General features: G+C 40.1%; 24 protein-coding genes. 9 read left to right on the top strand and 15 right to left on the bottom strand.

Annotation, left to right across the window (positions count from 1 at the left end; all coding sequences use genetic code 11):
- Positions 1–111 precede the first annotated feature (111 nt).
- The 4 genes from sodB to H5181_RS08475 all read left to right on the top strand — a co-directional run bounded on the left by sodB (position 112) and on the right by H5181_RS08475 (position 5808).
- Positions 112–696, top strand: a complete 585-nt coding sequence (gene sodB, locus H5181_RS08490; RefSeq protein ID WP_011637213.1) for a superoxide dismutase [Fe] — start codon at positions 112–114, stop codon at positions 694–696.
- A gap of 297 nt (positions 697–993) precedes the next feature.
- A complete protein-coding gene (locus tag H5181_RS08485) occupies positions 994–2928 on the top strand; it encodes a PrkA family serine protein kinase (RefSeq protein ID WP_102036894.1) in 1935 nt (644 codons plus the stop codon).
- A 63-nt stretch (positions 2929–2991) separates the two neighbouring features.
- Positions 2992–4257: a YeaH/YhbH family protein gene (locus H5181_RS08480; RefSeq protein ID WP_182750777.1), complete on the top strand. Its 1266-nt coding sequence runs from the start codon at positions 2992–2994 to the stop codon at positions 4255–4257.
- Positions 4258–4266: 9 nt separating this feature from the next.
- Complete coding sequence (locus H5181_RS08475) at positions 4267–5808, top strand: SpoVR family protein (protein ID WP_182750776.1); 1542 nt, start codon at positions 4267–4269, stop codon at positions 5806–5808.
- 113 nt (positions 5809–5921) lie between these two features.
- Here H5181_RS08475 and fadR read toward each other — a convergent pair whose 3' ends face one another.
- Complete coding sequence (gene fadR, locus H5181_RS08470) at positions 5922–6644, bottom strand: fatty acid metabolism transcriptional regulator FadR (RefSeq protein ID WP_182750775.1); 723 nt, start codon at positions 6642–6644, stop codon at positions 5922–5924.
- Between the two features lie 590 nt (positions 6645–7234).
- Between fadR and nhaB the strand changes: the two genes are divergently transcribed.
- Both nhaB and dsbB read left to right on the top strand, forming a co-directional pair.
- On the top strand, positions 7235–8821 hold the full coding sequence (gene nhaB, locus H5181_RS08465; protein WP_182750774.1) for a sodium/proton antiporter NhaB: 1587 nt from the start codon (positions 7235–7237) through the stop codon (positions 8819–8821).
- A gap of 112 nt (positions 8822–8933) precedes the next feature.
- Positions 8934–9443, top strand: coding sequence for a disulfide bond formation protein DsbB (gene dsbB / locus H5181_RS08460; protein ID WP_182750773.1), 510 nt, complete (start codon positions 8934–8936; stop codon positions 9441–9443).
- Between the two features lie 70 nt (positions 9444–9513).
- Here dsbB and H5181_RS08455 read toward each other — a convergent pair whose 3' ends face one another.
- From H5181_RS08455 to H5181_RS08445, 3 genes are all read right to left on the bottom strand, one after another.
- Positions 9514–9960: a YcgN family cysteine cluster protein gene (locus H5181_RS08455; protein WP_182750772.1), complete on the bottom strand. Its 447-nt coding sequence runs from the start codon at positions 9958–9960 to the stop codon at positions 9514–9516.
- A 62-nt stretch (positions 9961–10022) separates the two neighbouring features.
- Positions 10023–10991 (bottom strand): lytic transglycosylase domain-containing protein, encoded by a 969-nt coding sequence (locus tag H5181_RS08450; protein WP_123778330.1) that lies wholly within the window; start codon positions 10989–10991, stop codon positions 10023–10025.
- Positions 10992–11022: 31 nt separating this feature from the next.
- Complete coding sequence (locus tag H5181_RS08445) at positions 11023–11301, bottom strand: YcgL domain-containing protein (protein WP_011637204.1); 279 nt, start codon at positions 11299–11301, stop codon at positions 11023–11025.
- Between the two features lie 118 nt (positions 11302–11419).
- Here H5181_RS08445 and minC point away from each other — a divergent pair, with 118 nt between their 5' ends.
- From minC to minE, 3 genes are read left to right on the top strand one after another with little or no spacing between them, the layout of a single operon-like run.
- Positions 11420–12085 (top strand): septum site-determining protein MinC, encoded by a 666-nt coding sequence (gene minC, locus H5181_RS08440; protein ID WP_011637203.1) that lies wholly within the window; start codon positions 11420–11422, stop codon positions 12083–12085.
- A 27-nt stretch (positions 12086–12112) separates the two neighbouring features.
- The gene (minD, locus tag H5181_RS08435; RefSeq protein ID WP_011637202.1) at positions 12113–12922 is read left to right on the top strand and encodes a septum site-determining protein MinD; all 810 of its coding nucleotides are present in this window, start codon (positions 12113–12115) and stop codon (positions 12920–12922) included.
- A gap of 2 nt (positions 12923–12924) precedes the next feature.
- The gene (minE, locus tag H5181_RS08430; RefSeq protein WP_011637201.1) at positions 12925–13185 is read left to right on the top strand and encodes a cell division topological specificity factor MinE; all 261 of its coding nucleotides are present in this window, start codon (positions 12925–12927) and stop codon (positions 13183–13185) included.
- A 107-nt stretch (positions 13186–13292) separates the two neighbouring features.
- Here minE and rnd read toward each other — a convergent pair whose 3' ends face one another.
- The 11 genes from rnd to H5181_RS08380 all read right to left on the bottom strand — a co-directional run bounded on the left by rnd (position 13293) and on the right by H5181_RS08380 (position 23556).
- Positions 13293–14405 carry a ribonuclease D gene (rnd, locus tag H5181_RS08425; RefSeq protein ID WP_059745357.1) on the bottom strand — a complete coding sequence of 371 codons (1113 nt, stop codon included), beginning with the start codon at positions 14403–14405 and terminating at the stop codon, positions 13293–13295.
- Positions 14406–14494: 89 nt separating this feature from the next.
- A complete protein-coding gene (gene fadD, locus H5181_RS08420) occupies positions 14495–16168 on the bottom strand; it encodes a long-chain-fatty-acid--CoA ligase FadD (RefSeq protein WP_011637199.1) in 1674 nt (557 codons plus the stop codon).
- Between the two features lie 198 nt (positions 16169–16366).
- Positions 16367–17260, bottom strand: a complete 894-nt coding sequence (locus H5181_RS08415) for an alpha/beta fold hydrolase (RefSeq protein WP_123778333.1) — start codon at positions 17258–17260, stop codon at positions 16367–16369.
- 21 nt (positions 17261–17281) lie between these two features.
- Positions 17282–18145, bottom strand: coding sequence for a class I SAM-dependent methyltransferase (locus tag H5181_RS08410; RefSeq protein WP_182750771.1), 864 nt, complete (start codon positions 18143–18145; stop codon positions 17282–17284).
- A complete protein-coding gene (locus tag H5181_RS08405) occupies positions 18142–18819 on the bottom strand; it encodes a M50 family metallopeptidase (protein ID WP_182750770.1) in 678 nt (225 codons plus the stop codon). The genes H5181_RS08410 and H5181_RS08405 overlap by 4 nt, the downstream gene beginning before the upstream one ends.
- A complete protein-coding gene (locus H5181_RS08400; protein ID WP_011637195.1) occupies positions 18812–19141 on the bottom strand; it encodes a hypothetical protein in 330 nt (109 codons plus the stop codon). Before H5181_RS08400 ends, H5181_RS08405 begins: the two co-directional genes overlap by 8 nt.
- 59 nt (positions 19142–19200) lie before the next feature.
- Positions 19201–19902 carry a tRNA (adenosine(37)-N6)-threonylcarbamoyltransferase complex dimerization subunit type 1 TsaB gene (tsaB, locus tag H5181_RS08395; protein WP_182750769.1) on the bottom strand — a complete coding sequence of 234 codons (702 nt, stop codon included), beginning with the start codon at positions 19900–19902 and terminating at the stop codon, positions 19201–19203.
- A 73-nt stretch (positions 19903–19975) separates the two neighbouring features.
- Positions 19976–21901, bottom strand: a complete 1926-nt coding sequence (locus H5181_RS08390) for an ATP-dependent DNA helicase (RefSeq protein WP_182750768.1) — start codon at positions 21899–21901, stop codon at positions 19976–19978.
- 240 nt (positions 21902–22141) lie between these two features.
- Positions 22142–22270, bottom strand: a complete 129-nt coding sequence (locus H5181_RS20730) for a hypothetical protein (RefSeq protein ID WP_259397006.1) — start codon at positions 22268–22270, stop codon at positions 22142–22144.
- A gap of 25 nt (positions 22271–22295) precedes the next feature.
- The gene (locus H5181_RS08385) at positions 22296–22526 is read right to left on the bottom strand and encodes a thioredoxin family protein (protein WP_101087570.1); all 231 of its coding nucleotides are present in this window, start codon (positions 22524–22526) and stop codon (positions 22296–22298) included.
- 16 nt (positions 22527–22542) lie between these two features.
- Positions 22543–23556, bottom strand: a complete 1014-nt coding sequence (locus H5181_RS08380) for a permease (RefSeq protein WP_123883449.1) — start codon at positions 23554–23556, stop codon at positions 22543–22545.
- Between the last annotated feature and the right edge of the window lie 227 nt (positions 23557–23783).

The following is a 23783-nucleotide window of genomic DNA, read 5'->3' as shown; positions in this document are numbered from 1 at the left end:
AATTCCTTAAACAATGATTCACATCACAAAAATAATCAGTACAATAGCAGTAGAGCAATGTTACCTGATTGGTAAACAAAAACGATAACCTGAATCCATGGAGAGATACTAATGGCTTTCGAACTACCAGCATTACCTTATGCAAAGAACGCACTTGAACCACACATTTCTCAAGAAACCATTGAGTTCCATTATGGTAAGCATCACAACACATATGTTGTAAAACTAAACGGTTTAGTTGAAGGAACTGAGTTTGCTGGCAAAACACTAGAAGAAGTTGTTAAAACTTCAACTGGCGGTATGTTCAACAACGCGGCTCAAGTTTGGAACCACACTTTTTACTGGAACTGCTTAGCACCTAATGCTGGCGGCGAAGCAACTGGCGATATCGCTGCTGCTATCAATGCTTCATTTGGTTCTTTTGAAGAATTCAAAGCTAAATTTACTGATTCTGCAGTAAATAACTTTGGTAGTGCTTGGACATGGTTAGTGAAAAAAGCTGATGGTTCATTAGCTATTGTTAACACTAGCAATGCTGCTACACCGTTAACAGATGAGTCTGTTACGATTCTATTAACTGTAGACGTATGGGAACATGCTTACTACGTTGATTACCGTAACGCACGTCCAGAGTATTTAGCTCACTTCTGGCAGCTTGTTAACTGGGAATTTGTTAACAAGAACTTTGCTGCTTAATTTCGATTAATGGCAAAAACTTAAGGAGCCTTTTGGCTCCTTTTTTTATCATTTTATCCGCCTAAAGTACGCAGTCGGTCATCGCACTATTTTTGCAACTATTGCAAATGCTACTGTTTGTTGTTGTTTTTATTTGATTTATTTTTCACTAAAACTTAGCCAAGTTATTTTTCCTGTCCTACACTTTAGTCTTAAAGCCTAATATTGCGCTAACAGATATAACATTACATTCTTGACCATCGCATTAATCACTCAGGCTTTTTAAGTCATACAACGGTACGTTTTGAGGGGGTTACTATGGGCATTTTTGAACACTATCAACAACGTTATGAGAAAAAACGCGACGAAGAATATACCTTAGAGCAATTCCTCGACATCTGTAAACAAGACAGAAGTGCTTATGTGTCTGCGGCTGAACGGTTACTCATGGCCATTGGTGAACCGCAGATTATTGACACTGCAAAAAATCCAATTTTAAGTCGGATTTTTTCTAATCGTGTTATTGCACAGTATCCCGCATTTAAAGATTTTTATGGCATGGAAGATGCGATTGAACAAATCGTGGCCTACTTAACACATTCAGCTCAAGGCCTTGAAGAGTCAAAGCAAATATTATATCTCTTAGGTCCTGTCGGTGGCGGTAAATCATCGTTGGCCGAAAAACTCAAAGCATTAATGCAGCAAGTACCGATTTACATATTAACTGCCGATGGCATTCGCAGCCCTGTCAACGACCACCCATTTTGTCTGTTTGATCCTGAAGAAGACAGTGAACTACTCAAAAACGAATACAACATCCCAAGTCGTTATATCAAAACGATTATGTCACCATGGACTGTAAAACGTTTACACCAATATGGTGGTGATATATCAAAATTCAGAGTTGTTAAAGTGTACCCATCGGTGCTCGATCAAATCGGTATTGCTAAAACAGAACCTGGAGATGAAAATAACCAAGATATTTCTGCTTTGGTGGGTAAAGTTGATATTCGTCAGTTAGAGCATTTTTCTCAAGATGATGCCGATGCTTATGCTTACTCAGGTGCGTTATGTCGTGCAAACCAAGGATTAATGGAGTTTGTTGAAATGTTTAAAGCACCCATTAAGGTACTTCACCCATTATTAACTGCGACTCAGGAAGGCAATTACAACGGTACTGAAGGCCTGTCAGCCTTGCCGTACAACGGTATTATTTTGGCCCATTCGAATGAGTCTGAATGGTCCGCGTTTAGGAATAATAAAAACAACGAAGCATTTTTAGATCGCGTCTACATCGTCAAAGTGCCCTACTGTTTACGGGTATCTGAAGAAATGGAAATTTACCAAAAACTATTAGCCAATTCTGAACTATCGACGGCATCTTGTGCACCTGGCACCTTAGAAACCCTGGCACAATTTAGCGTGTTATCACGGTTAAAAGTGCCCGAAAACTCCTCTATTTATTCAAAAATGCGCGTCTATAACGGTGAAAGCTTAAAAGACACCGATCCAAAAGCAAAATCCTACCAAGAATATCGTGACTATGCTGGCGTAGATGAAGGCATGCAAGGGCTATCGACCCGCTTTGCATTTAAGATTTTGTCACGTGTATTTAATTTTGACAGTGCAGAAATAGCCGCAAACCCAGTCCACTTATTTTATGTACTCGAAAAGCAGATTGAACAAGAACAATTTCCTAACGATATAAGTGAGAAATATTTAGAGTTTCTTAAAGGTTATTTAATCCCTAAGTATGTTGAGTTTATCGGTAAAGAGATCCAAACAGCTTACCTTGAGTCGTATTCTGAATACGGACAAAATATTTTCGACCGATATGTTACCTATGCAGATTTTTGGATCCAAGATCAAGAATATCGCGATCCAGAAACAGGACAACTTTTTGATCGTGGTGCCTTAAATGCAGAGTTAGAGAAAATTGAAAAACCAGCGGGGATCAGTAATCCAAAAGATTTCCGCAATGAAATTGTTAACTTTGTCTTACGTGCTCGAGCCAATAATGAAGGTAATAATCCTCTGTGGACTAGCTATGAGAAATTACGCACAGTGATTGAGAAAAAAATGTTTTCCAACACTGAAGATTTACTGCCTGTGATTTCGTTTAATGGCAAAACATCGAATGACGATCAGCGTAAGCATGACGACTTTGTTAATCGCATGATGGAAAAAGGCTACACCAAAAAACAAGTCAGACTATTGTCAGAATGGTATTTACGAGTGCGTAAATCTTCGTAGAAACCCAATGTTGGTAGCGCCACTGGCAAAGGCGCTTCCAAAAATAAGACTTGGGAGCAGCGTATGGCAAATTTTATTGATAGACGACTTAATGCAAAAGGAAAAAGCACAGTTAATCGGCAGCGTTTTATTGAACGTTATAAAAAACAAATTAAAAAAGCTGTCGGTGATGCCGTAACACGTCGAAGTGTCACTGATATTGATAAAGGTGAACAGATTACTATTCCCAAACGGGATCTCAGTGAGCCTGTATTTAGACAAGGACAAGGTGGCATAAGGGACAGAGTTCACCCAGGTAATGATCAATTTAATCGTGGCGACCAAATCCAACGACCTAAGGCCGGACATGGAGGCGCTGGTCAAGGCGATGCATCAAATAGTGGCGAAGGTGATGACGATTTTGTATTTACTATTTCAAAAGATGAATATTTAGCATTGTTGTTTGAAGATCTCGAACTGCCAAACTTACAGAATAATCGCCTTAATAAATTGGTTGAGTATCAAACTTATCGTGCAGGTTTCACCAATGATGGCGTGCCCGCCAATATCAATATTGTCAGATCACTGCGCTCATCACTTGCTAGACGCATTGCCATGAGCGGCGGCAAGAAAAAAGCATTACAGACATTAGAAGCTGAACTTACAGTATTAGAAAATACTCCTGGCGCTAAGGCCGAGCGCATTATAGCCATCAAAGAGCAGATAATTGTGCTTAAGCAACAAATCGCTAAAGTGCCTTTTATCGATACCTTTGATTTACGCTATAACAACTATGCAAAACGTGAAGTCCCTTCTAGTCAAGCGGTGATGTTCTGCTTAATGGATGTGTCAGGATCAATGGATCAAGCCACCAAAGACATGGCTAAACGTTTTTATATTCTATTGTATCTATTTCTGACCCGCAGTTATCAAAACCTCGAGGTTGTGTACATTCGCCACCATACACAAGCAAAAGAAGTCGATGAACACGAATTTTTTTACTCACAAGAAACTGGCGGAACCATAGTATCAAGCGCATTAAAACTAATGCACGAAATACAACAAGCTCGTTACCCTGAAAATGAGTGGAATATTTATGCCGCGCAAGCTTCTGATGGCGATAATTGGTCAGACGACTCTCCTATTTGCCATGAGATATTAGCAAAACATATTCTCCCCAAAGTACGCTATTTCAGTTACATCGAAATCAGCCATCGGGCGCATCAAACCTTGTGGCATCAATATGAACAGTTACAACAGCAGTTTGACAACATTGCGGTACAGCAAATTCACCAAGTTGAAGATATCTATCCCGTTTTCCGTGAACTCTTTAAAAAACAAGCTATATAGGAGGCTATCATGGTTCAACATAACCGTAACCCGTTAGATGATGGTCCCGAGTGGACATTTGATTTACTGCAACAATATCAACATGAAATTGAACAGGCCGCAGCTTTCTTTAAACTTGATACTTACCCGAATCAAATTGAAATTATTACCGCGGAACAAATGATGGATGCCTATGCAGGAATAGGAATGCCCATTGGTTACACTCACTGGTCATTTGGCAAACGATTTATTCAAACAGAACAAGGCTACAAGCGCGGCCAAATGGGGTTGGCGTATGAAATTGTGATCAATTCCGACCCATGTATTGCCTACTTAATGGAAGAAAATACCATTACGATGCAAGCATTGGTCATGGCCCACGCTTGTTATGGCCACAATAGTTTTTTTAAAAATAACTATTTATTTAACACCTGGACCGATGCAAGTTCGATTATCGATTATTTAGTTTTTGCTAAGAATTATATCCGTGAATGTGAGTTACGTTATGGTGTAGAACAAGTTGAACTGACCTTAGACTCTTGCCATGCATTAATGAATTACGGTGTAGACCGCTACAAACGTCCAGCTGAAGTGTCACTAAAAGAAGAACAAGCAAGACAACAAGAGCGTGAAGATTATTTACAAAGCCAAGTGAATGACTTATGGCGAACTCTGCCGACATCGCCACCAAAAGACAACCCTGAAACGACAGTCGTTTTTCCTAGTGAACCTCAAGAAAACATTTTATATTTTATTGAAAAAAACGCACCATTATTAGCACCTTGGCAACGTGAATTAGTCCGTATAGTACGTAAGATGGCGCAGTATTTTTACCCACAAAAGCAAACCCAAGTAATGAACGAAGGCTGGGCAACTTTTTGGCATTACACCATCCTCAATCGATTATATGATACTGGCAAAGTCACCGACCGTTTCATGTTGGAATTTTTGCAGAATCACACCGCGGTGGTCGCGCAGCCTGCCTATAATAGTCCACATTATAGTGGCATAAACCCCTATGCTTTAGGTTTTGCGATGTTTATCGATATCAGACGTATCTGCGAAACCCCCACTGAAGAAGATCGAAAATGGTTTCCAGACATTGCAGGCAGCGATTGGCTCACTACGGTTCACTTTGCTATGAAACACTTTAAAGATGAGAGTTTTATTAGCCAATATTTATCACCTAAAGTGATACGTGACTTTAAACTATTTGGTATTTTAGATGATGAAAAACGCGGTCAACTATCAATATCGGCCATTCATGATGATCAAGGTTACCAGGATATTCGCAACACCCTATCACAACAATATAATCTGTCGAATATCGAGCCCAATATACAAGTACAACAAGTTCAAGTGAACGGTGATAGGTCAATTATCTTACGCTACATACCATTTGATAACATTCCGCTGGCTGACAACCATCAAGAGGTATTAAAGCATTTACATCGATTATGGGGATTTAATGTCACTTTGGAGCAATTTGATCACTTAGGCATTGTTAGTACCTTGTCAATGTGTCCAGAAACGACACCACAAAGTCTATCTAGTTTACATTCGATGCTGTGAGTATGAGCAATTTTGTTGTTAAAAAAACCAATCAATTTGATTGGTTTTTTTAACGTGTAATGAGAGATTTAATGGCTTAAGTTACTATCTCACTATCTCACTATCTCACTATATCAATATGATTTATCATGACCCATTTCAGCGGGTAAATCATCACGCAATTTTTGCCACATTTTGCCACTTTCAATACCATTTGTACGCATTAACGCTGGTACGTCTGAGTAATTTTTATCCTGAGCCAGTTTCTCTAATTTAAGATAAAAACGCATGGTTAATTCACGAGCTTCTTGGCTAGAAAAATAATATCGACCAACACGATTATAAAGGCCTTTAAAACCATTTAAAATCAACACATACAATGGATTGCCTGACGCAAAAGCTAATGTATGGTGCAACTGATAATCAAATGTTGCATACGCTTCAGCATCATTTTCTAAGCTATGAATACCTGCTAATACTTGAACTACTTTTTCAGGGTTGTGACGGATAGAAGCCCGAAAATAAATATTACTGACATTACCACGAGCGGCCATTAACTGGTCGACTAATAATGGAAAACCATCAGGATTCAAGTCCGCAATGGTTTCTAAAATATTTAGCCCAGACGTTTCCCAAAAATTATTCACTTGGGTAGGTTTACCATGTTGAATTTTCAACCAACCATCTCGAGCAAGACGTTGTAATACTTCTCTTAACGTTGTACGTGTAACGCCGATAAGTTCAGACAGCTCACGTTCAGCAGGTAAAATTGATCCCGGTGGGAATTTGTTTTCCCAAATGGAACGAACAATATATTTCTCGGCAAAACTCGCTGGCCCTTTGGCATTGATGATCATCAGCCTTAATATCCTATTGCTAAACAATGGCGAAACTATTGGGACTGATCATACCAGAGCGGTAGAAAATAAAAACCATTGTTTAAACACGACACTCATTACGATTGAATTTCAAACAACTGAAGCAGAGCAAGTAACAATAATTGAATATTAATCACATTACACTACTATAATCATCGACATATCATCACTTTATCTGATAAAACCCTAGCAGTTTAGTATATACTGATGTAATTAAATTGTTAACGCCACGTGTTTTTACTAACAAAAATAACAGCGTTACAATTCAATTTTTTTTACGCTACACTAGCGATGAAAAATAAGAGCCATGCGTAGTTAGTGAGTAAATTATTTAACTAACACATTGTTTGCTATAACAAGATATCTATATTCTACAGAGAGAAATTGGCCAAAATCACTCATTCAATCGAGTTGAATTTAAAACTCAATTAACGAAAAGTTGATACTCATCAAGTTTTCGAATATGAGTTGCCTCTATTCTCCCAAATCTGTTTGAAAATAATGATGTATTGTAAGCTATCCAAAAATGGTACCAATACAGTCACAATAACAATATCGGAGAGGCTGCTATGCAGGCAACCAAAAGTCAGGCGCTATTTGTCAACTTTTTAGGCAATTCACCTAAATGGTACAAATACGCAATTATGGCATTTTTAGTCATTAATCCCCTGCTGTTTTTTTATGTCAGTCCATTTGTCGCTGGATGGGTACTGGTAGTTGAATTTATTTTCACCCTTGCCATGGCACTTAAATGTTATCCACTTCAGCCCGGCGGTTTGCTCGCAATTCAAGCCGTATTTATTGGCATGACATCCCCCTCACAAGTTCTACATGAAATTGAAGCCAACCTGGAAGTATTGTTACTTTTAGTCTTCATGGTCGCCGGTATTTACTTTATGAAACAGTTATTACTGTTTGTATTTACCAAGATGATTACTAAAGTGCGTTCAAAAATCATTGTTTCGTTGATGTTCTGTACTGCGTCGGCATTCTTATCTGCGTTCTTAGATGCGTTAACAGTCATCGCGGTTATCATTGCTGTTGCCGTTGGTTTTTACTCCATTTACCACAAGGTCGCTTCAGGTAAGAGCTTTAACGATGGCCATGACCATACATCTGAAACAACCGAACAGTTAAACAATGAAGAATTAGAAGCATTTCGTGCATTCTTACGTAATTTATTAATGCATTCAGGTATTGGTACCGCTCTTGGTGGTGTCTGTACTATGGTGGGCGAACCACAGAACTTGATCATTGCGGCACAAGCCCACTGGCAGTTTGGTGAGTTTTTCTTACGGATGTCACCGGTGACTATGCCGGTATTGGTTGCAGGAATATTCACTTGTTTTCTTGTCGAAAAATTCAAAGTATTTGGTTATGGCGCGCAATTACCTGGTGCAGTACATAAGATTTTAACCGATTACGCTAATCATGAAGACTCACACAGAACCAACCAAGATAAAATGAAACTGGTTGTACAGGCTCTTATTGGAGTTTGGTTAATTGCAGGTTTAGCACTTCACCTAGCTTCTGTGGGCCTCATTGGTTTATCGGTCATTATTTTAGCAACAGCATTTAATGGCATAACCGACGAACATTCTTTGGGTAAAGCGTTTGAAGAAGCCTTGCCTTTCACTGCGCTTTTAGCGGTATTTTTTGCCATCGTTGGTGTGATCATTGACCAGGAACTGTTTGCTCCAGTGATCCAATGGGCATTAGGTTATGAAGGCAATATGCAGTTAGTGATTTTTTACATCGCTAACGGCTTATTATCTATGGTCAGTGACAACGTGTTTGTGGGCACGGTTTACATTAATGAAGTGAAAGCTGCATTGATGAGTGACCAAATCACTCGAGATCAATTTGACTTACTTGCTGTGGCAATTAACACCGGTACTAACCTACCTTCTGTGGCTACACCGAATGGACAAGCAGCGTTCTTATTCTTGTTAACCTCAGCCATAGCACCGCTTATTCGCTTGTCATACGGCCGTATGGTATGGATGGCGTTGCCTTATACGATTGTATTATCGATTGTGGGTGTAATGGCCATTGAGTCTGGTTTCTTAGTCGACATGACTGATGTTCTTTATGAAACTCAATTAATAATCCACCACTCTGCCAAAGACATCAGCGGTGCGGTAATGGGTCATTAATTAAATCAGCATATTGGACTTAGTAGATAATTTATCTTAAAGTCGTGACAATCCATCTGAACACCCTCATTTGAGGGTGTTTTTTTACCAGCACATTTATTAGGAACTGAAATTGTCACAACTACAGCAGTTTTGCCATAATCGTTTTTCTTGGGGTTTATTATTATTATCCGCTATTGGATTAGAGTTGGCAGCCCTCTTCTTTCAATATGGAATGGATCTAGCACCGTGTGTAATGTGCATTTATATTCGTGTTGCTGTACTCGGTATTATTCTGGCAGCGCTGATAGGCATACTACAACCTAAAGTGTGGTTGCTACGATTAGTGGGTATGGCTGGATGGGCTGTATCGGCGGTTTGGGGCTTTAAATTAGCTTATGAGCTAAACCAGATGCAAGTTAATCCTTCACCGTTTGCGACTTGTTCTTTTTACCCCGAATTCCCCAGTTTTATGCCATTAGACACCTGGTTACCTGCAGTCTTCTCGCCAACGGGTATGTGCAGTGACTCACCATGGTCATGGCTGTCTGTCAGCATGGCACAATGGATGATGCTTGGTTTTGCTATTTATGGTGTTATTTGGTTGTTAATGTTGTTACCGGCACTTAAATCTGCAAAATAAATCAGCAAAAGGTTCGAAATCAAATATAAAAAAGACCTCAATGAGGTCTTTTTTATATTTAAAGAATTGATTATTCAACGTCCAGCATCGGCCACAATACAATACAGTCTTCCAAATACTTCACTTTCATTTCGTTTACCGTTTTACCTTGTACCGAAATGCCCGCTGCATGCATGGCCTCTTTATTCCCCGTCAGCAACGGATGCCAACTAGGTAAGTCTTTGCCAACATGCAAACGACGATAGGCACAGCTATCTGGTAACCAAGTTAATTCAGCAATATTATCTGGCGTAATGGCAGTACATTCAGGCACATAAGTAAAACGATTAGGGTATCTGCGGCAACCGCAAGTATCGTTGTCCAATAGGTGGCAGGCGGCATTTGTATAATAAAGTTCATCAGTTTCATCATCGATGATTTTATTTAGACAGCACTTACCGCAGCCGTCACAAAGAGACTCCCATTGTTCGGGTGTCATTTTTTCTAAAGGTGTGGTTATCCAAAACTGAGTCATCATTTTATGTCTAAAGTGGCTTATTATCTAAATTTTCACGCATTTTACACCTAAAACAGTACAATTTACTGTTTAATTTTCTCAGAAAGGTAGGTTATTGCCAACGTATCGTACAAAGAATTATTAAATTGATGTAATAAACGAAAATTATTATAGGTTAAATAAAAGCGACCTTTGGGTCCATCCGGCGCAATTAATGATACTTCCATGTCATTACGTTGGGGTAAATCTGTACCATCAAAACGCCTGACACCATAGGCTTGCCAATGTGGAAATGTGTGATGTGTTTGTAAACCAAGTAAGTTGGGATCTAACATCAAGGTCGTTTTTACCTGTCTTCCCCATGTAGAATCATATTGCCAACCTTGTCGATGTAACATATTAGCCGTAGATGCAAAGGCATCATCCATACTGTCCCAGACATTAATGATGCCGTCTTTATCGGCATCTATACCGTATTGGAGTATCTGGCTAGGCATCATTTGCATCTGCCCCATAGCCCCAGATGAAGAACTCCGCAATAAATCTTCGGTAATATTTTTTTGTTCAATTAATTTAAGCGCTGCAATAAATTCATTAATGTAAAAAGCTTCTTTATCGCCTTTATAAGCCAGTGAGGCTAAAACAGATAACCCAGAAAAACGTCCTGTACGTTCACCAAAACGAGAGTTCATCCCCCATAGCGCCATCAAGAAACGTGGTTGAACCTGATAAGCTCGGCTTAAATTTTGTATTTGTGATTCGTGCTGCTGAAACATTGCTCTAGCAGTACTCACGGTAATTTCAGGTACAGCTTGGGGAATAAAGTCTTCTAATGTTTGTGATTCGTCTGAATGGGTATTAAGGCTGGCTTTTTTGAAGATTTTAATATTAGCAATATAGCGTTCTGCTGTGAGCTGATTAACGCCAGTGGCAATTGCCTTTTGCTGTAGTTCCAACAAGTAGTCAGTAAATTCGCCACGGCTGTCTTCCGCCATGGCAATATTAGAACAAATGAAGTAAAAAAATGCGCATAAAATGATTTTTTGAATCATATTCGTCTTGATTACTCCTTTAAGAATGAGCTTATTTCTTAAAAGCTAATTCTTGTTTGTGTTGTTCGAGTAAATTAATTTGTGGTGGTGGTATTTGTAAGTAATAGCCTTGTTCAACTAATGCTACCTTCACTTTGTCAATATCAGCGATACCTAAATGGTCTCGTTTAGATAAAGGTACAATCATCACTAATGTCTTTGAGCCAAACATTTCCATTAACGGTTCAGGAACGTCATCAAAAACATCACGTTTTTTGACAAAAAGGTAAGTATCTGCTCTTCGACCGCTTTTATATACTGCACATATCATTTTAGTGTAAATTTCCAAAGGTTCAAACTTGATAGTCAACTAAGCACACTATAACATGGTGGCACAAGAAAATAATTGTAAATCAGTTTATCGCTGAGTATTGGAGAATCACGCCGGGATGGCTAAACAAAATCTCGAATTAAAGGCCACGTCTTTTACATTATCAGTGCTGCATATCAATCATAACGATCTCGATATCATTGCGGCTGAATTAGACAACAAATTGGCTCAAGCTCCTCAGTTCTTTTTGGGCGCACCCTTGGTATTAAATTTATCTGCCATTCAGCATACCCACATTGATTTTAATGCGCTAAAACAATTATTAATTGACCGAAATCTTATTATTGTAGGCATTACCGATGCAAGCGCTGAGCAAATTGAACAAGCAAAGAGCATGGCAATTGCAGTGGTAAAGTCAGGGAAACAAGCCCGCAAAGCAGAGTTACCTGAACGAGCAACTAAAATTGTTAAACAAAATGTGCGTTCTGGACAACAAATATACGCACAAAATGCTGATTTAATCATTTTTGGTGCGGTTGGTAATGGCGCTGAAGTCATTGCTGATGGTAGCATCCATATATATGGTGCTCTTCGTGGGAAAGCCATGGCGGGTGCTGCGGGAGATAATCAAAGTGTGATTATCGCTAACTCGTTAGAAGCAGAATTAGTATCGATTGCTGGACAGTATTGGTTGACAGAACATTTGCAACAATACGATCTAAGTCAAAGAGGCTGTGTTCGCCTTGAAGGCGCATCTCTTACTGTTGAATCATTGCCCCAATAATCGGCAAATACAAGGATATACATATAAATGGCGCAAATTATTGTTGTCACATCAGGTAAAGGCGGTGTGGGTAAAACAACATCCAGTGCAGCAATTGCCACAGGATTGGCCTTAAAAGGAAAGAAAACTGTCGTTATCGATTTTGATATTGGCTTACGTAATCTTGACTTGATTATGGGTTGTGAACGCAGAGTCGTATATGATTTTGTTAATGTTATTAATGGTGAAGCTAATTTGAACCAAGCATTAATTAAAGATAAACGCTGCGACAAACTGTTTATCTTACCCGCGTCTCAAACACGCGATAAAGATGCGCTCACTAAAGAAGGTGTTGGTCGAGTACTTGAAAATTTAGCCAAAGATTTCGATTATATTGTTTGTGACTCACCTGCGGGTATTGAACAAGGTGCCATGATGGCACTTTACTTTGCCGACATTGCAATCGTGACTACGAACCCTGAAGTGAGCTCAGTACGTGACTCTGATCGTATTTTAGGCATGTTACAGAGCCGTTCACGTCGTGCTGAATTGTCTTTGGAACCCATTAAAGAATATTTATTGTTAACTCGTTACTCTCCAGCACGAGTCAAAACGGGTGAAATGCTCAGTGTTGAGGATGTTAAAGAAATCTTGGCTATTGAATTACTCGGAGTAATCCCTGAGTCTCAATCGGTACTGAAAGCATCAAACTCTGGTGTACCGGTCATAATCGACCAAGAAAGTGACGCAGGTTTAGCATACGGCGATACAGTCGCGCGCTTATTAGGCGATGATGTGCCTGTTAGATTTATTACAGAAGAAAAAAAGGGATTCCTTAAAAGGATATTTGGGAGCTAATTATGTCGATACTTGATTATTTTAGAAGCAGTAAAAAGCCCAATACCGCATCATTGGCAAAAGAACGATTACAAATTATTGTGGCTCACCAGCGTGGAGAGCGTGGTGCACCTGATTATTTCCCAAAGATGAAGCAAGAAATCATTGAAGTGATCCGTAAATATGTGCAAATATCAGATGATCAGGTCTCTGTGCAACTTGATCAAAACGATGATAATTTATCAGTGTTAGAGCTAAACGTTACATTACCTGATTCAAAGTAATCAGCCAAGGTTAGGTTGCCCTACTCTGCTTAAAACAAAAAAGGATACTCGCGTAATGCGAGTATCCTTTTTTAGTTTGGTGGTATTACTGAATAACTAGAGCTAAATTAACTAAAGCGTACTGGCTCTAGTAAATCACCTACCAACTGCCCACGCCAACCGACCAAGAGTATCGGTGTTGGCGTTTGTTTGTTGTGGTATAACCATAATAGAAATTCATGAATATGGCGTTTAGAACCAACAAATTCTAATGCGACGTTTTCACGCTCACATAATTCAGTTAAGACTGTTTTAACTTCTTTAAAAGCTGATTTATAACCAGACTTAAGCGCCACAACATCAACTTCTTCAGGGAGATTAATTAAATCTGCCGTCGCCATAACCGTTAATAAATCTTTGCCGTGAATACGTTTCTCTTGATCTGTTAAGTCATTTAAACTATTCAATTCCGCTAATGTGGTTGGTTGTTTTTTGGCTAATGCAATTAATGCATGGTCTTTTACAACAAAACCTAGCGCAAGATTACGGCTTACCGCTTTGGCTAAACGCCATTTAGCCAATACTTTTAAATAGGCTAGCTGCTGACTCGATAGTTGAAACGCATTTTTAACTTTAAGGTAGACGCTGTCGCCTTCTGGCAATGACATGCGCCCTTCGGTCATACGCTGACCTTCTTCAAACAACCATTCAACACGATTGTCTGCAGCAAGCTTCTGTTGCAGCTGTGGGTATAATTGATACAAGTAAAACACATCATTAGCCGCATACTGTAATTGTGCATCAGAAAGCGGACGATTCATCCAATCCGTGCGTGACTCACCTTTATCTATTTCGACTTGCAAGCATGCGTCAACCAGCTTGGCATAACCTAAACCGTGGCCTAAACCAGCAAAGCTTGCAGCTATTTGGCTATCAAATAGTGGGCTTGGCTGGCATTCACCGTAATGAGCAAATACTTCGAGATCTTCACTGCATGAATGCACTAATTTGACAATATTTTGGTCAGTTAATAACTGCCAAAATGGGCTTAAATCGGTAATCGCAACCGGATCAATTAAGGCTAAAGTTTTGCCATCATAGGCTTGAATAAGGCCTAATTTAGCATAATAGGTTCGAGTGCGGACAAACTCAGTATCTAGCACCAGTAAGGTGCTTTGTTGGTATTGTTCAACTAATGACAACAGGCTGGCATCATCACTGATATATTCAAACGTTAACAAAATAGGCTCCGCTAAAAAAAGGTGTGAGCAATACGATAAGCTGATAACAACCAAACATAAAAAAGCCGGCTCAGTTGCCGGCTTTGATTTTACGCTTTCTTAACTTCATCTCGAAGTTGTCGGCGTAAAATTTTACCCACATTGGTTTTCGGTAATTCGTCTCTAAATTCTACCAGCTTAGGAACTTTATATCCCGTTAAATGATGACGACAGTGCTTAATCAGCTCTTCTTCAGTTAATGATTTGTCTTTTGCTACCACAAAAATCTTCACTAATTCGCCACTGGCATCGTTAGGAACGCCAACCGCAGCGACTTCGATGACTTTAGGATGTAATGCAACAACCTCTTCCACTTCATTCGGGAATACATTAAAACCTGACACTAAAATCATATCTTTCTTACGATCGACAATGAAAAAGAAACCTTTTTCATCCATATAACCAATATCACCTGTGGCTAACCAACCGTTTTTGTCAATGACACTCGCCGTTTCTTCCGGACGCTGCCAATAGCCTTGCATCACTTGTGGGCCTTTAGCAAATAATTCACCAGTTTCGCCCTGGGCTAGAACTTTACCATCATCATCACGTATTTGAATGAACGTTGAAGGCGCAGGAAAGCCAATTGAACCATTGTAACCGCTGAGGTTATATGGGCAGCATGTGACCAATGGTGAGGCTTCAGTTAAACCATAACCTTCGAGTAGACGTGTCTTAGTTAGGTTTTGCCATTTATCAGCTACGGCGCGCTGCACCGCCATCCCGCCGCCAATAGACAACTTTAAACCAGAAAAATCAAGTTGAGTAAATTCTTCGTTATTCACTAAAGCATTGAATAAGGTATTAACACCCGTTAATACCGTAAACGGGTACTTTCTAAGTTCACCCACAAATGCTGGGATATCGCGAGGGTTAGTGATCAGTAAATTTTTGCTACCTTTATGTATAAACAATAAACAATTCACTGTTAGGGCAAAAATATGGTACAGAGGCAATGCTGTCACCACAAACTCAGCACCATCATCAAGCGCTGGCGAATAAGCACCACTAGCTTGTAAAACGTTACTTACTACGTTTTTATGGCTTAACATGGCACCTTTAGATACCCCTGTCGTTCCACCGGTATACTGTAAAAAAGCCAAATCCTCGCCACTAATATCGGCTTTAATGTACTGTAGGCGTCGGCCTTTAGAGAGTGCATCGCGAAATGATAACGCATGAGGTAAATGATATTTTGGCACTAATCTTTTAATGTATTTAACAACAAAATTAACTAAAGTGCGTTTAGGTGCACTGAGTTGATCACCAAGATTAGTAATAATGACTGATTCTATTGGAGTTTGATCGACAATTTCTTCTAGGGTATTAGCAAAGTTAGACACCACAATGATGGCTCTTGCACCCGAATCGACTAATTGATGTTTTAATTCCCGTGGCGTATACAGTGGGTTAACGTTAACCACTACCATTCCCGCACGTAAAATACCAAACAGAGCAATAGGATATTGCAGCAAATTAGGCATCATAATGGCAACACGGTCGCCTTTATTTAAGTGCAGTTCGTTTTGTAAATATGCAGCAAATGCTCGGCTTCGCTCTTCGAGTTTACGGTACGTCATCGTCGCACCCATGTTAATAAATGCAGGTTGGTCAGCATATTTTGCTACTGCATCTTCAAACATGTGTACTAAAGAACTGAATTGAGATGGGTCGATTTCGGCCGGAACATGTTCAGGTAAATTATTAATCCAAGGCTGGTCCACAGGTGTCTCCTAATAATGCCCACTGTGCTAAGACGTGCATTCCCCGTCAGTGGTAAAATATTTTATTGTCTGCGTATCATTAAAATTGTTTTCGCAGGCTTTATTATGTTGCTTGTAGTGAACTAAGTCATACAAGTGTTTTAATTTTCGATCATAATCACATAAATAAACTAAAAATAACAGCGTTTTTACCTATGGTTAACGGCTATTTAGAATAAATGCTCCAATCGATTTAGCAACTTGCTCGGCATTTCCCATGTGAAGATGATGGTCTCCGGCTAAATGAACGATATCAATATTGGAAAACCATTTATTGGCTTGCTCGGTTGATGCTGTTAATTGTTTAAAACCATCATGGCCAACAATAAGTAAAGAAGGCGTGTCACTTATTGTCATCAAAGCATCAACCTGTTCAAAGGTATATCGGTTAAGTGAATCTAATTTTAACCGAGGATCACTACGCCATGAATAATGGCCATCTGTGACTGCCATATTACGTTTGGTGATTATTTCGCACCATGGTAATGCTAATCCAGTGAGTTGATGGCGAGCCTGAATGGCAATATCCATTGAAGAATACGTTGGAGTTGCTCTAGCCAATTGACGATTAAAGCGTTGTTGTTGCTGTAAGCCTTTACGTAAGCGATCTTTAGCTTGTGTAGCAGATTCAGATAACGGTGCAAGGGCTTCTATTAAAATGAGTTTATGGATGTTGTCAGCAAGACATGCATTATAAGCTGACGCCACAATGCCGCCGAGCGAATGGCCCAATAAGATAATGGGACCTGTTTCTTGTGACAGAGTATGGATCACGGCTTGTAGGTCGTAAATATAATCAACCCAATGCAAAGGATAACGCCCGGGACGATGATCTGATAATCCATGCCCTGGCCAATCGATACATATCAGTTGGAATTTATCGAATAACCCTTGCTGGGCAAATGCCTGCGCCAAGGGGATAAAACTGTCAACATTATCAAGCCAACCATGCAAAGCCAATATTACTGGCTTATCGGCTTGACCATATCGTTTAGCAGCAAGAGTAATATGAGCCAACGGCAATTGAATTTCTTCTACATCAATGTTCAACATTGTTGGCTCACTTTGTAATAATTATTTAGCGGCTGTTTTGGTAAATTTGATTGTCATACGATCACTTTCACCAATATCAAGGTACTTCTGTTTATCTTGATCACCCAACGCTAAACGCGGTGGTAATGTCCATACACCTTTCTCATAATCTTTACTGTCTTTAGGATTAGCATTTACTTCAGAGCTGCCGGTTAATTCAAAACCGTATTTATTGGCCAACTCAACCATTTGATTTTGATCCATATAGCCACTTTCTGCCGCCATACCAATATTAGCTCTGTGTTCAACAATACCTAATGAGCCTCCAACTTTTAACACGTCGTGAGCAGCTTTGAATACACCTTCCAACTCTCCTTTCATTGCCCAATTGTGCAAGTTACGGAATGTTAATACGTGGTCTGCAGAATTATCTTTACCCAATGAAAACTTAGCCGGTGGATCTAACGTTACAAACTGTACATTGCCTACACTGGCTTTGTTATCGCTGACCCATTTTTCAAACTTTAGACCCGCCGATTTGTAATAAGCTGTTTGACGGTTTTCTTCTGCCGGTTTTGTTTCAAAATTAGCAGCAACATATTGACCTTTTTCAGCTAAGTAAGGCGCTAAAATCTCAGCATACCAACCGCCACCAGGCCAAAGTTCAATTACAGTTTGTTCAGGCTTTACATCAAAAAATGCTAATGTTTCAGCAGGATGACGATATTGATCACGTAATTTATTATCTGCAGTACGAAACTCGCTAGCCACTGCTTTAGCAAGGGCGGAATTAACCTGCGGTGCCGTCACTGTTTTATCGGCCATACTATCGGCTGCGTATATTGCAGTTGACATACCTAAACTTGATAAGCCAATTAAGGCTCCTAACACCATGTTACGTTTCATTTTGACACTCCCTTTTTTCGATCAACTTTACGCCAACAGAGCAACAGCATAAACCCGCTAAAGGCGAGCCATGTTATTACCCATATCCATGCAGGTAGCCAAGTCATTTCAGCTAACATAACCGCATCGCCTTGGCCGCTTAACCCTAATAACACCATCGGACTTGCCATGGCATTTAAAATAATCATTAGGCCTAATATACGCAGTAAGGTGTTTAACAGACTACTATTTTTTAATTTAAGTGGTAACAAAAAAAGTATTATCAATACGCTAAGAATAACAATAGTTAATACATCTCGAGCCCAAAAAAGTAATGATGCTGCCACAGTAAGCGCGAGTAAAGTCAGGGTAAATCTAATGGTCTGTTTTTGAGTTGCCATCAGAAATATTGAATAGCCCCACAATGCGGCGCCAAAATAGCCAGCATAAGCAATTAGTACGCTGCTGCCGCCTTGGCTAAAACAAAAACCTGCACCATTTGGAAATAGCTGAATATGACTAACAGACCCGCCGGTTAATAATGTCGCGATGCCATGAGATAATTCGTGAAAATAGCTTTCAAACCATTTAAAAGGAATAGAGATATAGGGGAATCGCGTCAGTAAAAAAGCCAACAGTAATTCAATCATAAAACGGCTGCGACTGGGTGTTGCAGACAACTGCACATTAGGCATATAAATCAATACCAACCATTTGTTGAATTTCGTCTCTTTTAGCAGAATGCTGGGTTGATAAATACTGCGCAATAGCACCACGTTGACTGTGAGTATCACGATCGTATTCTACACGGGCTTGCTGTTTGGCTGACAAAGTAGAATCATCAACAATGGCAATGTTGCGAGTTTCAATGCCTTGAACGTCACGTTCTTCAGCAGAAGGATTGACAATAATAGGTTCACGGGCAGGAGTTATCGGCCGATTACCGGCAACAGCTTGGCTCAGACTAATAGGGCCTGATTGATTATTTGCCATTGATAATGCTGCATTTATCGTCATTAACGACACCATTTACCTATATTCGTACCTTATACTCTATGTCAAATAACCGTCAATGGCTATTCTCGGCCCGGAAGTTTTTTCCATGTAACGGTATCACGAAGGTATACCGGCGAAAGTTCATCAACAGTAGTATGCAAACCTTGTTGATGACCTTGTTGTGCCAAAACTAACATAGCTTTCGCATCTGGATAAGTCGCTTCAATGCATGGTGTCATGTGTGGCGCTATCGTTAATAACTGTGGGTAAGCTTCAAAGCCAGTGCCACAAACACTAATATTTTGTTGTGTGTCGAGGATCAACTCAATCGCTTCAGGCGCACTAACGTGCTCTTCGCCTACTAACGTTGCAATGCCGTCTTTGGCAATGTATTGGCCCCAATAAACTTCCTTCATACGCGCATCAATACAGCACAAAACTTGCGTGGCACCTTGTTCTGTTATGGCTAATTGGGCCATTGCCGCTAAGGTCGAAATGCCAATAACCGGTAAATCGAGTCCTAAAGCTAAGCCTTGAGTCATACTGGTACAAATACGGATACCAGTAAAACTGCCAGGACCGCGGCCATAAGCAATCATATCCACATCGGCCAATGTCACTTTGGCTTGAGCGAGCACTTCATCAACCATGGGTAGTATTCGTTGGCTATGCTCACGTGGTGCATCAGCAATAAGCGAAAACACGTTGCCATTAATGGTTAACGCAGCAGAGCAAGTTTCGGTGCAAGTATCAAGAGCGAGAATGGTTAACGGCTTTGGCATTATGATGGGTTACCCAGTAAAAAAACATCAAATAGACTCAATATGATAACTGATGCGCACGGTTTTAAAAAGCTTAAGGGATTTGTTTTAAAAATTGTAATGCTAGGTCTAAGTCACGTGTGCGCTGCATTGGTGGCAACGAATTAATAAACGCCTGCCCATAAGCACGATTAACGATACGGTTATCGCACAAAATAAGCACACCGCGATCTTTTTCATCACGTATTAGCCGCCCGACTCCTTGCTTTAAACTTATCACCGCTTGTGGCAGAGAAATATGGCTAAAGGGATCAAGTCCCTGGCGTTCAGCATTAGCGGCCCGTGCTTTGTATAAAGCATCATCTGGCGATACAAACGGCAATTTATCGATAATCACGCAGCTGAGTAACTTACCGCGAACATCGACTCCTTCCCAAAAACTGCTGGTGCCGAGCAACACTGCATTACCTAATTGCCTAAATTTATTTAATAAACTTTGTTTGCTAGCTTGGCCTTGTACCAATAATGGATAAGCGACTTTACCTTGTAAAGCGGATGCAACTTGTTCGAGCATTTGATGACTAGTAAACAATATGAACGTACGGCCTTGAGCGGCGTTGATAGCTTGAACACACACATCAACTAATTGTTTAACTGTATGTTGCGACTGCCCTACTTTACCTAAATGGCGCGGCACACAAAATACCGCTTGATTAGGGTAATCAAACGGACTGTCTAAAATAATTTGCTTCGCGGATGATAAGCCAAGCTCGGTCGCAAAATGGCCTAAACTTCGGTTTACTTGCAAGGTCGCCGAGGTAAAAATCCAACGGGTTTTGACATCAAACAGCTGCTGGCATTGTTTGGCCACATTAATGGGGCTAAGCCGAAGCATGATAAAACGTGGGCCTAACTCGACACTATAAGCCGCTTGCATGTCTTTGCATTCAAAATAGTCTTGTAGCTTTTCAGCAAGCTCGTGTAATTGTTCAAACGCTAAATCGAGCAGGTCTTCGCGGCCAAGATGATGGCGAAGCACATTCGCAAGATCTGTTAATGATTGTTGTAGTGCCCATGACACGGTTGCTAATTGCTTATTAGCAAGCACTTTACGCCAATCTGACACTTGATTGTCATACATCGCATTGTGCCAATCACTTAATGCCACCAGCCCACGTTGCGATAGTTGCTGTATTTGAATACTGTCACGAATAACCTGTTTATGTATTTTGATGATGCCATTGAGTAACAGATCGATTTCGCGACTGGATATATGACTGCCAAAATAATTGATACAAATATCGGGTACCAAATGGGCTTCATCAAAAATAACCACATCGGGATCTGGCAATAACTCGGCAAATCCGGTGTCTTTTAGCAATCGGTCAGCAAAAAATAAATGGTGATTAACCACCACCACTTTGGCCTCCATTGCTCTAATACGTGCTTTACGGGTAAAACACACATCATAATGATCGCATTTTTTACCCGTACAGGTTTCTTTAGTGCTCACAACGGTGGGAATAACTTCTGAATGCTCTGCCACCGAGGTTAAATTGCCGATATCGCCATCTTTGCTCAAATGTGCCCATTGGTTAATTTTTAGCAAGTCATCAATATAATATTCGCTAAATTGACTGGCATTTTGCATTTGTTTTTCTAGGCGTAACTGACATAAATAATTGTTACGCCCTTTTAATAACGCAATAGGTACATGTACATCTAGCATGGCGAGTAATGCAGGGAGATCTTTAAGAAATAGCTGCTCTTGCAGGTTTTTACTGCCAGTACTCACAACCACTTGTTTACCGCTGAGTAAGGCCGGAATTAAATACGCATAGGTTTTACCCACACCCGTACCAGCTTCTAAAATCAGATTATGCTTTTTAGCAATAGCGTCACTTACCGCAACGGCCATATCTGTCTGACTTTGTCGGTGGTGATAATGATGCACATGTTTGGCTAACGCGCCGCGATCGCTAAATTCATGGATTACAGATTGGGTAAGTGTAGAGCTCAAAGCATCCTCAAATTATCGCGCTAACGTTGATGTAATGTGGTTTGGGCTATTATGCTTATAACGGCTTCATGTTCCAACTGTTTATCACCAAAAATTGTAAAGGCAGTTGTATTAACAATATCGATGATTTGGCTTATTAGGCCGGAAACAAAAAATGCTGGCCACCAGCGTGACTCAGCATTTTTGACTCGGATAAAATATAATCAATCGTTTATCTTTTAGTTATTCAGATAGCAGGTTTTAAATGTGCTGTTCAGGGGTGAGTTCAAACGCCATTTTTTGATTGGCCGCCTTGTGTTTCACACTCATGCTCATGACTTTTTCAGCCTCGGCTAGGCCAAACAAGTCAAATGACAATATATCGGACATAAAAATCACCCGTAAAACATATCTTCTATATCCACATTGCCATTTGATCTTTAGTGGGTTTACTGCCTTTATGGACCACTTTCTCATCAACGACTACCGCTGGCGTACTCATTACGTCATAAGCCATAATTTGCGCCATATCGGTTACTTTTTCGATTTTTATAGCAACACCTTTTTCGTCGGCAACAGCTTGGGCAAGCTCTGCAGTTTCAAGACACTTTTTACAACCAGAGCCTAATACCTTAATGATTTTCATTTAATGTTCCTTATGACTAACTCGTAGATGATAGCAACGGAGCAAATGCATTAAATATCCACCCCACTAAAGTGAATGAAACTAATAGCATGCTGAATAATATCGCCAGCAAGCGCCATTGCATCACTTGTTTTAACAAAATAAACTCAGGAAAACTGGCTGCTACGGTACTCATACAAAATGCCAATGTAGTACCAATCGGTAGCCCATTCACAATCAGGCTTTCCATAATAGGAATAACGCCTGTCGCATTGGAATAAAGTGGAATACCCAACAGTACCGCAGCGGGTACAGACCACCATTGTCCGTCGCCCAAATGCGCTTCAATCCAACCATCTGGCACAAAACCATGTAATGCGGCGCCTAACCCCACACCAATAATGACCCATTTCCAGACACGGCCGAATATATCTAGCATTTCAGTTTTGGCAAATTGATGTCTTTGTTGTAACGACATAGTTTGCACATTGGCACTCTCATCAGCCGTATTGCCAACCCCCTTCTGCTGGCCACGCTTTAAGGCTTCGGCCGCAAACGATTGTAGCCAACGTTCAGCCTTAATACTGTCGAGAAACAAACCGCCTAACATCCCCACACTCATTCCAACGGCAATATACAATAAAGTAAATTTGAGTCCCAATAAGCTCATCAATAGTAATATTGCGACCTCGTTGATTAAAGGCGAGGTAATCAAAAAGCTCATAGTGATCCCCAATGGGATCCCGGCAGAAGTAAAGCCTAAAAATACAGGAATGCTCGAACAAGAACAAAATGGCGTTATGACACCAAAACCAGATCCCATTAAATAGCCTAATCCTCGGTGCTTTCCAGCTAGATAATCTCTGACCCGTTCAACATTTAACGAAGCCCGGATTAAGGCAATGAAATAAATCATCACCAGTAGTAAAGCAAAAATTTTAGTCACGTCTTCAACAAAAAAATGCAGCGCATCACCGAGTTTTGTCTCAGCAGACAACCCCAATACACTATAAATAAGCCAAGATGCAAAATCAGAAAATATCTGAAACATAAGTCATTACTCAATAAAAACGCTACTGTAAAGATAGCCTTATTTGAAGTCGCAGTATAAGATCCAGATCTCGATTTTGTTGATGATAGGAATAAACACAGAGTATCCGAAATAATATGTGGTTAATTCTTGTCTCAGTAGAACGTCTCTTTTTTGTCCGTTTTACGAATCATGACTCGTTCAAACTCAAAATTTAAATGTCGATAACAAATACATATGAAAGTTAA

Source organism: Shewanella sp. SG44-2 (assembly GCF_014164215.1).
In the GTDB taxonomy this organism is placed as follows: domain Bacteria; phylum Pseudomonadota; class Gammaproteobacteria; order Enterobacterales; family Shewanellaceae; genus Shewanella; species Shewanella frigidimarina.
Note: the sequence above shows the minus strand (reverse complement) of the source record. Positions and strands in the feature narration are given on the sequence as shown.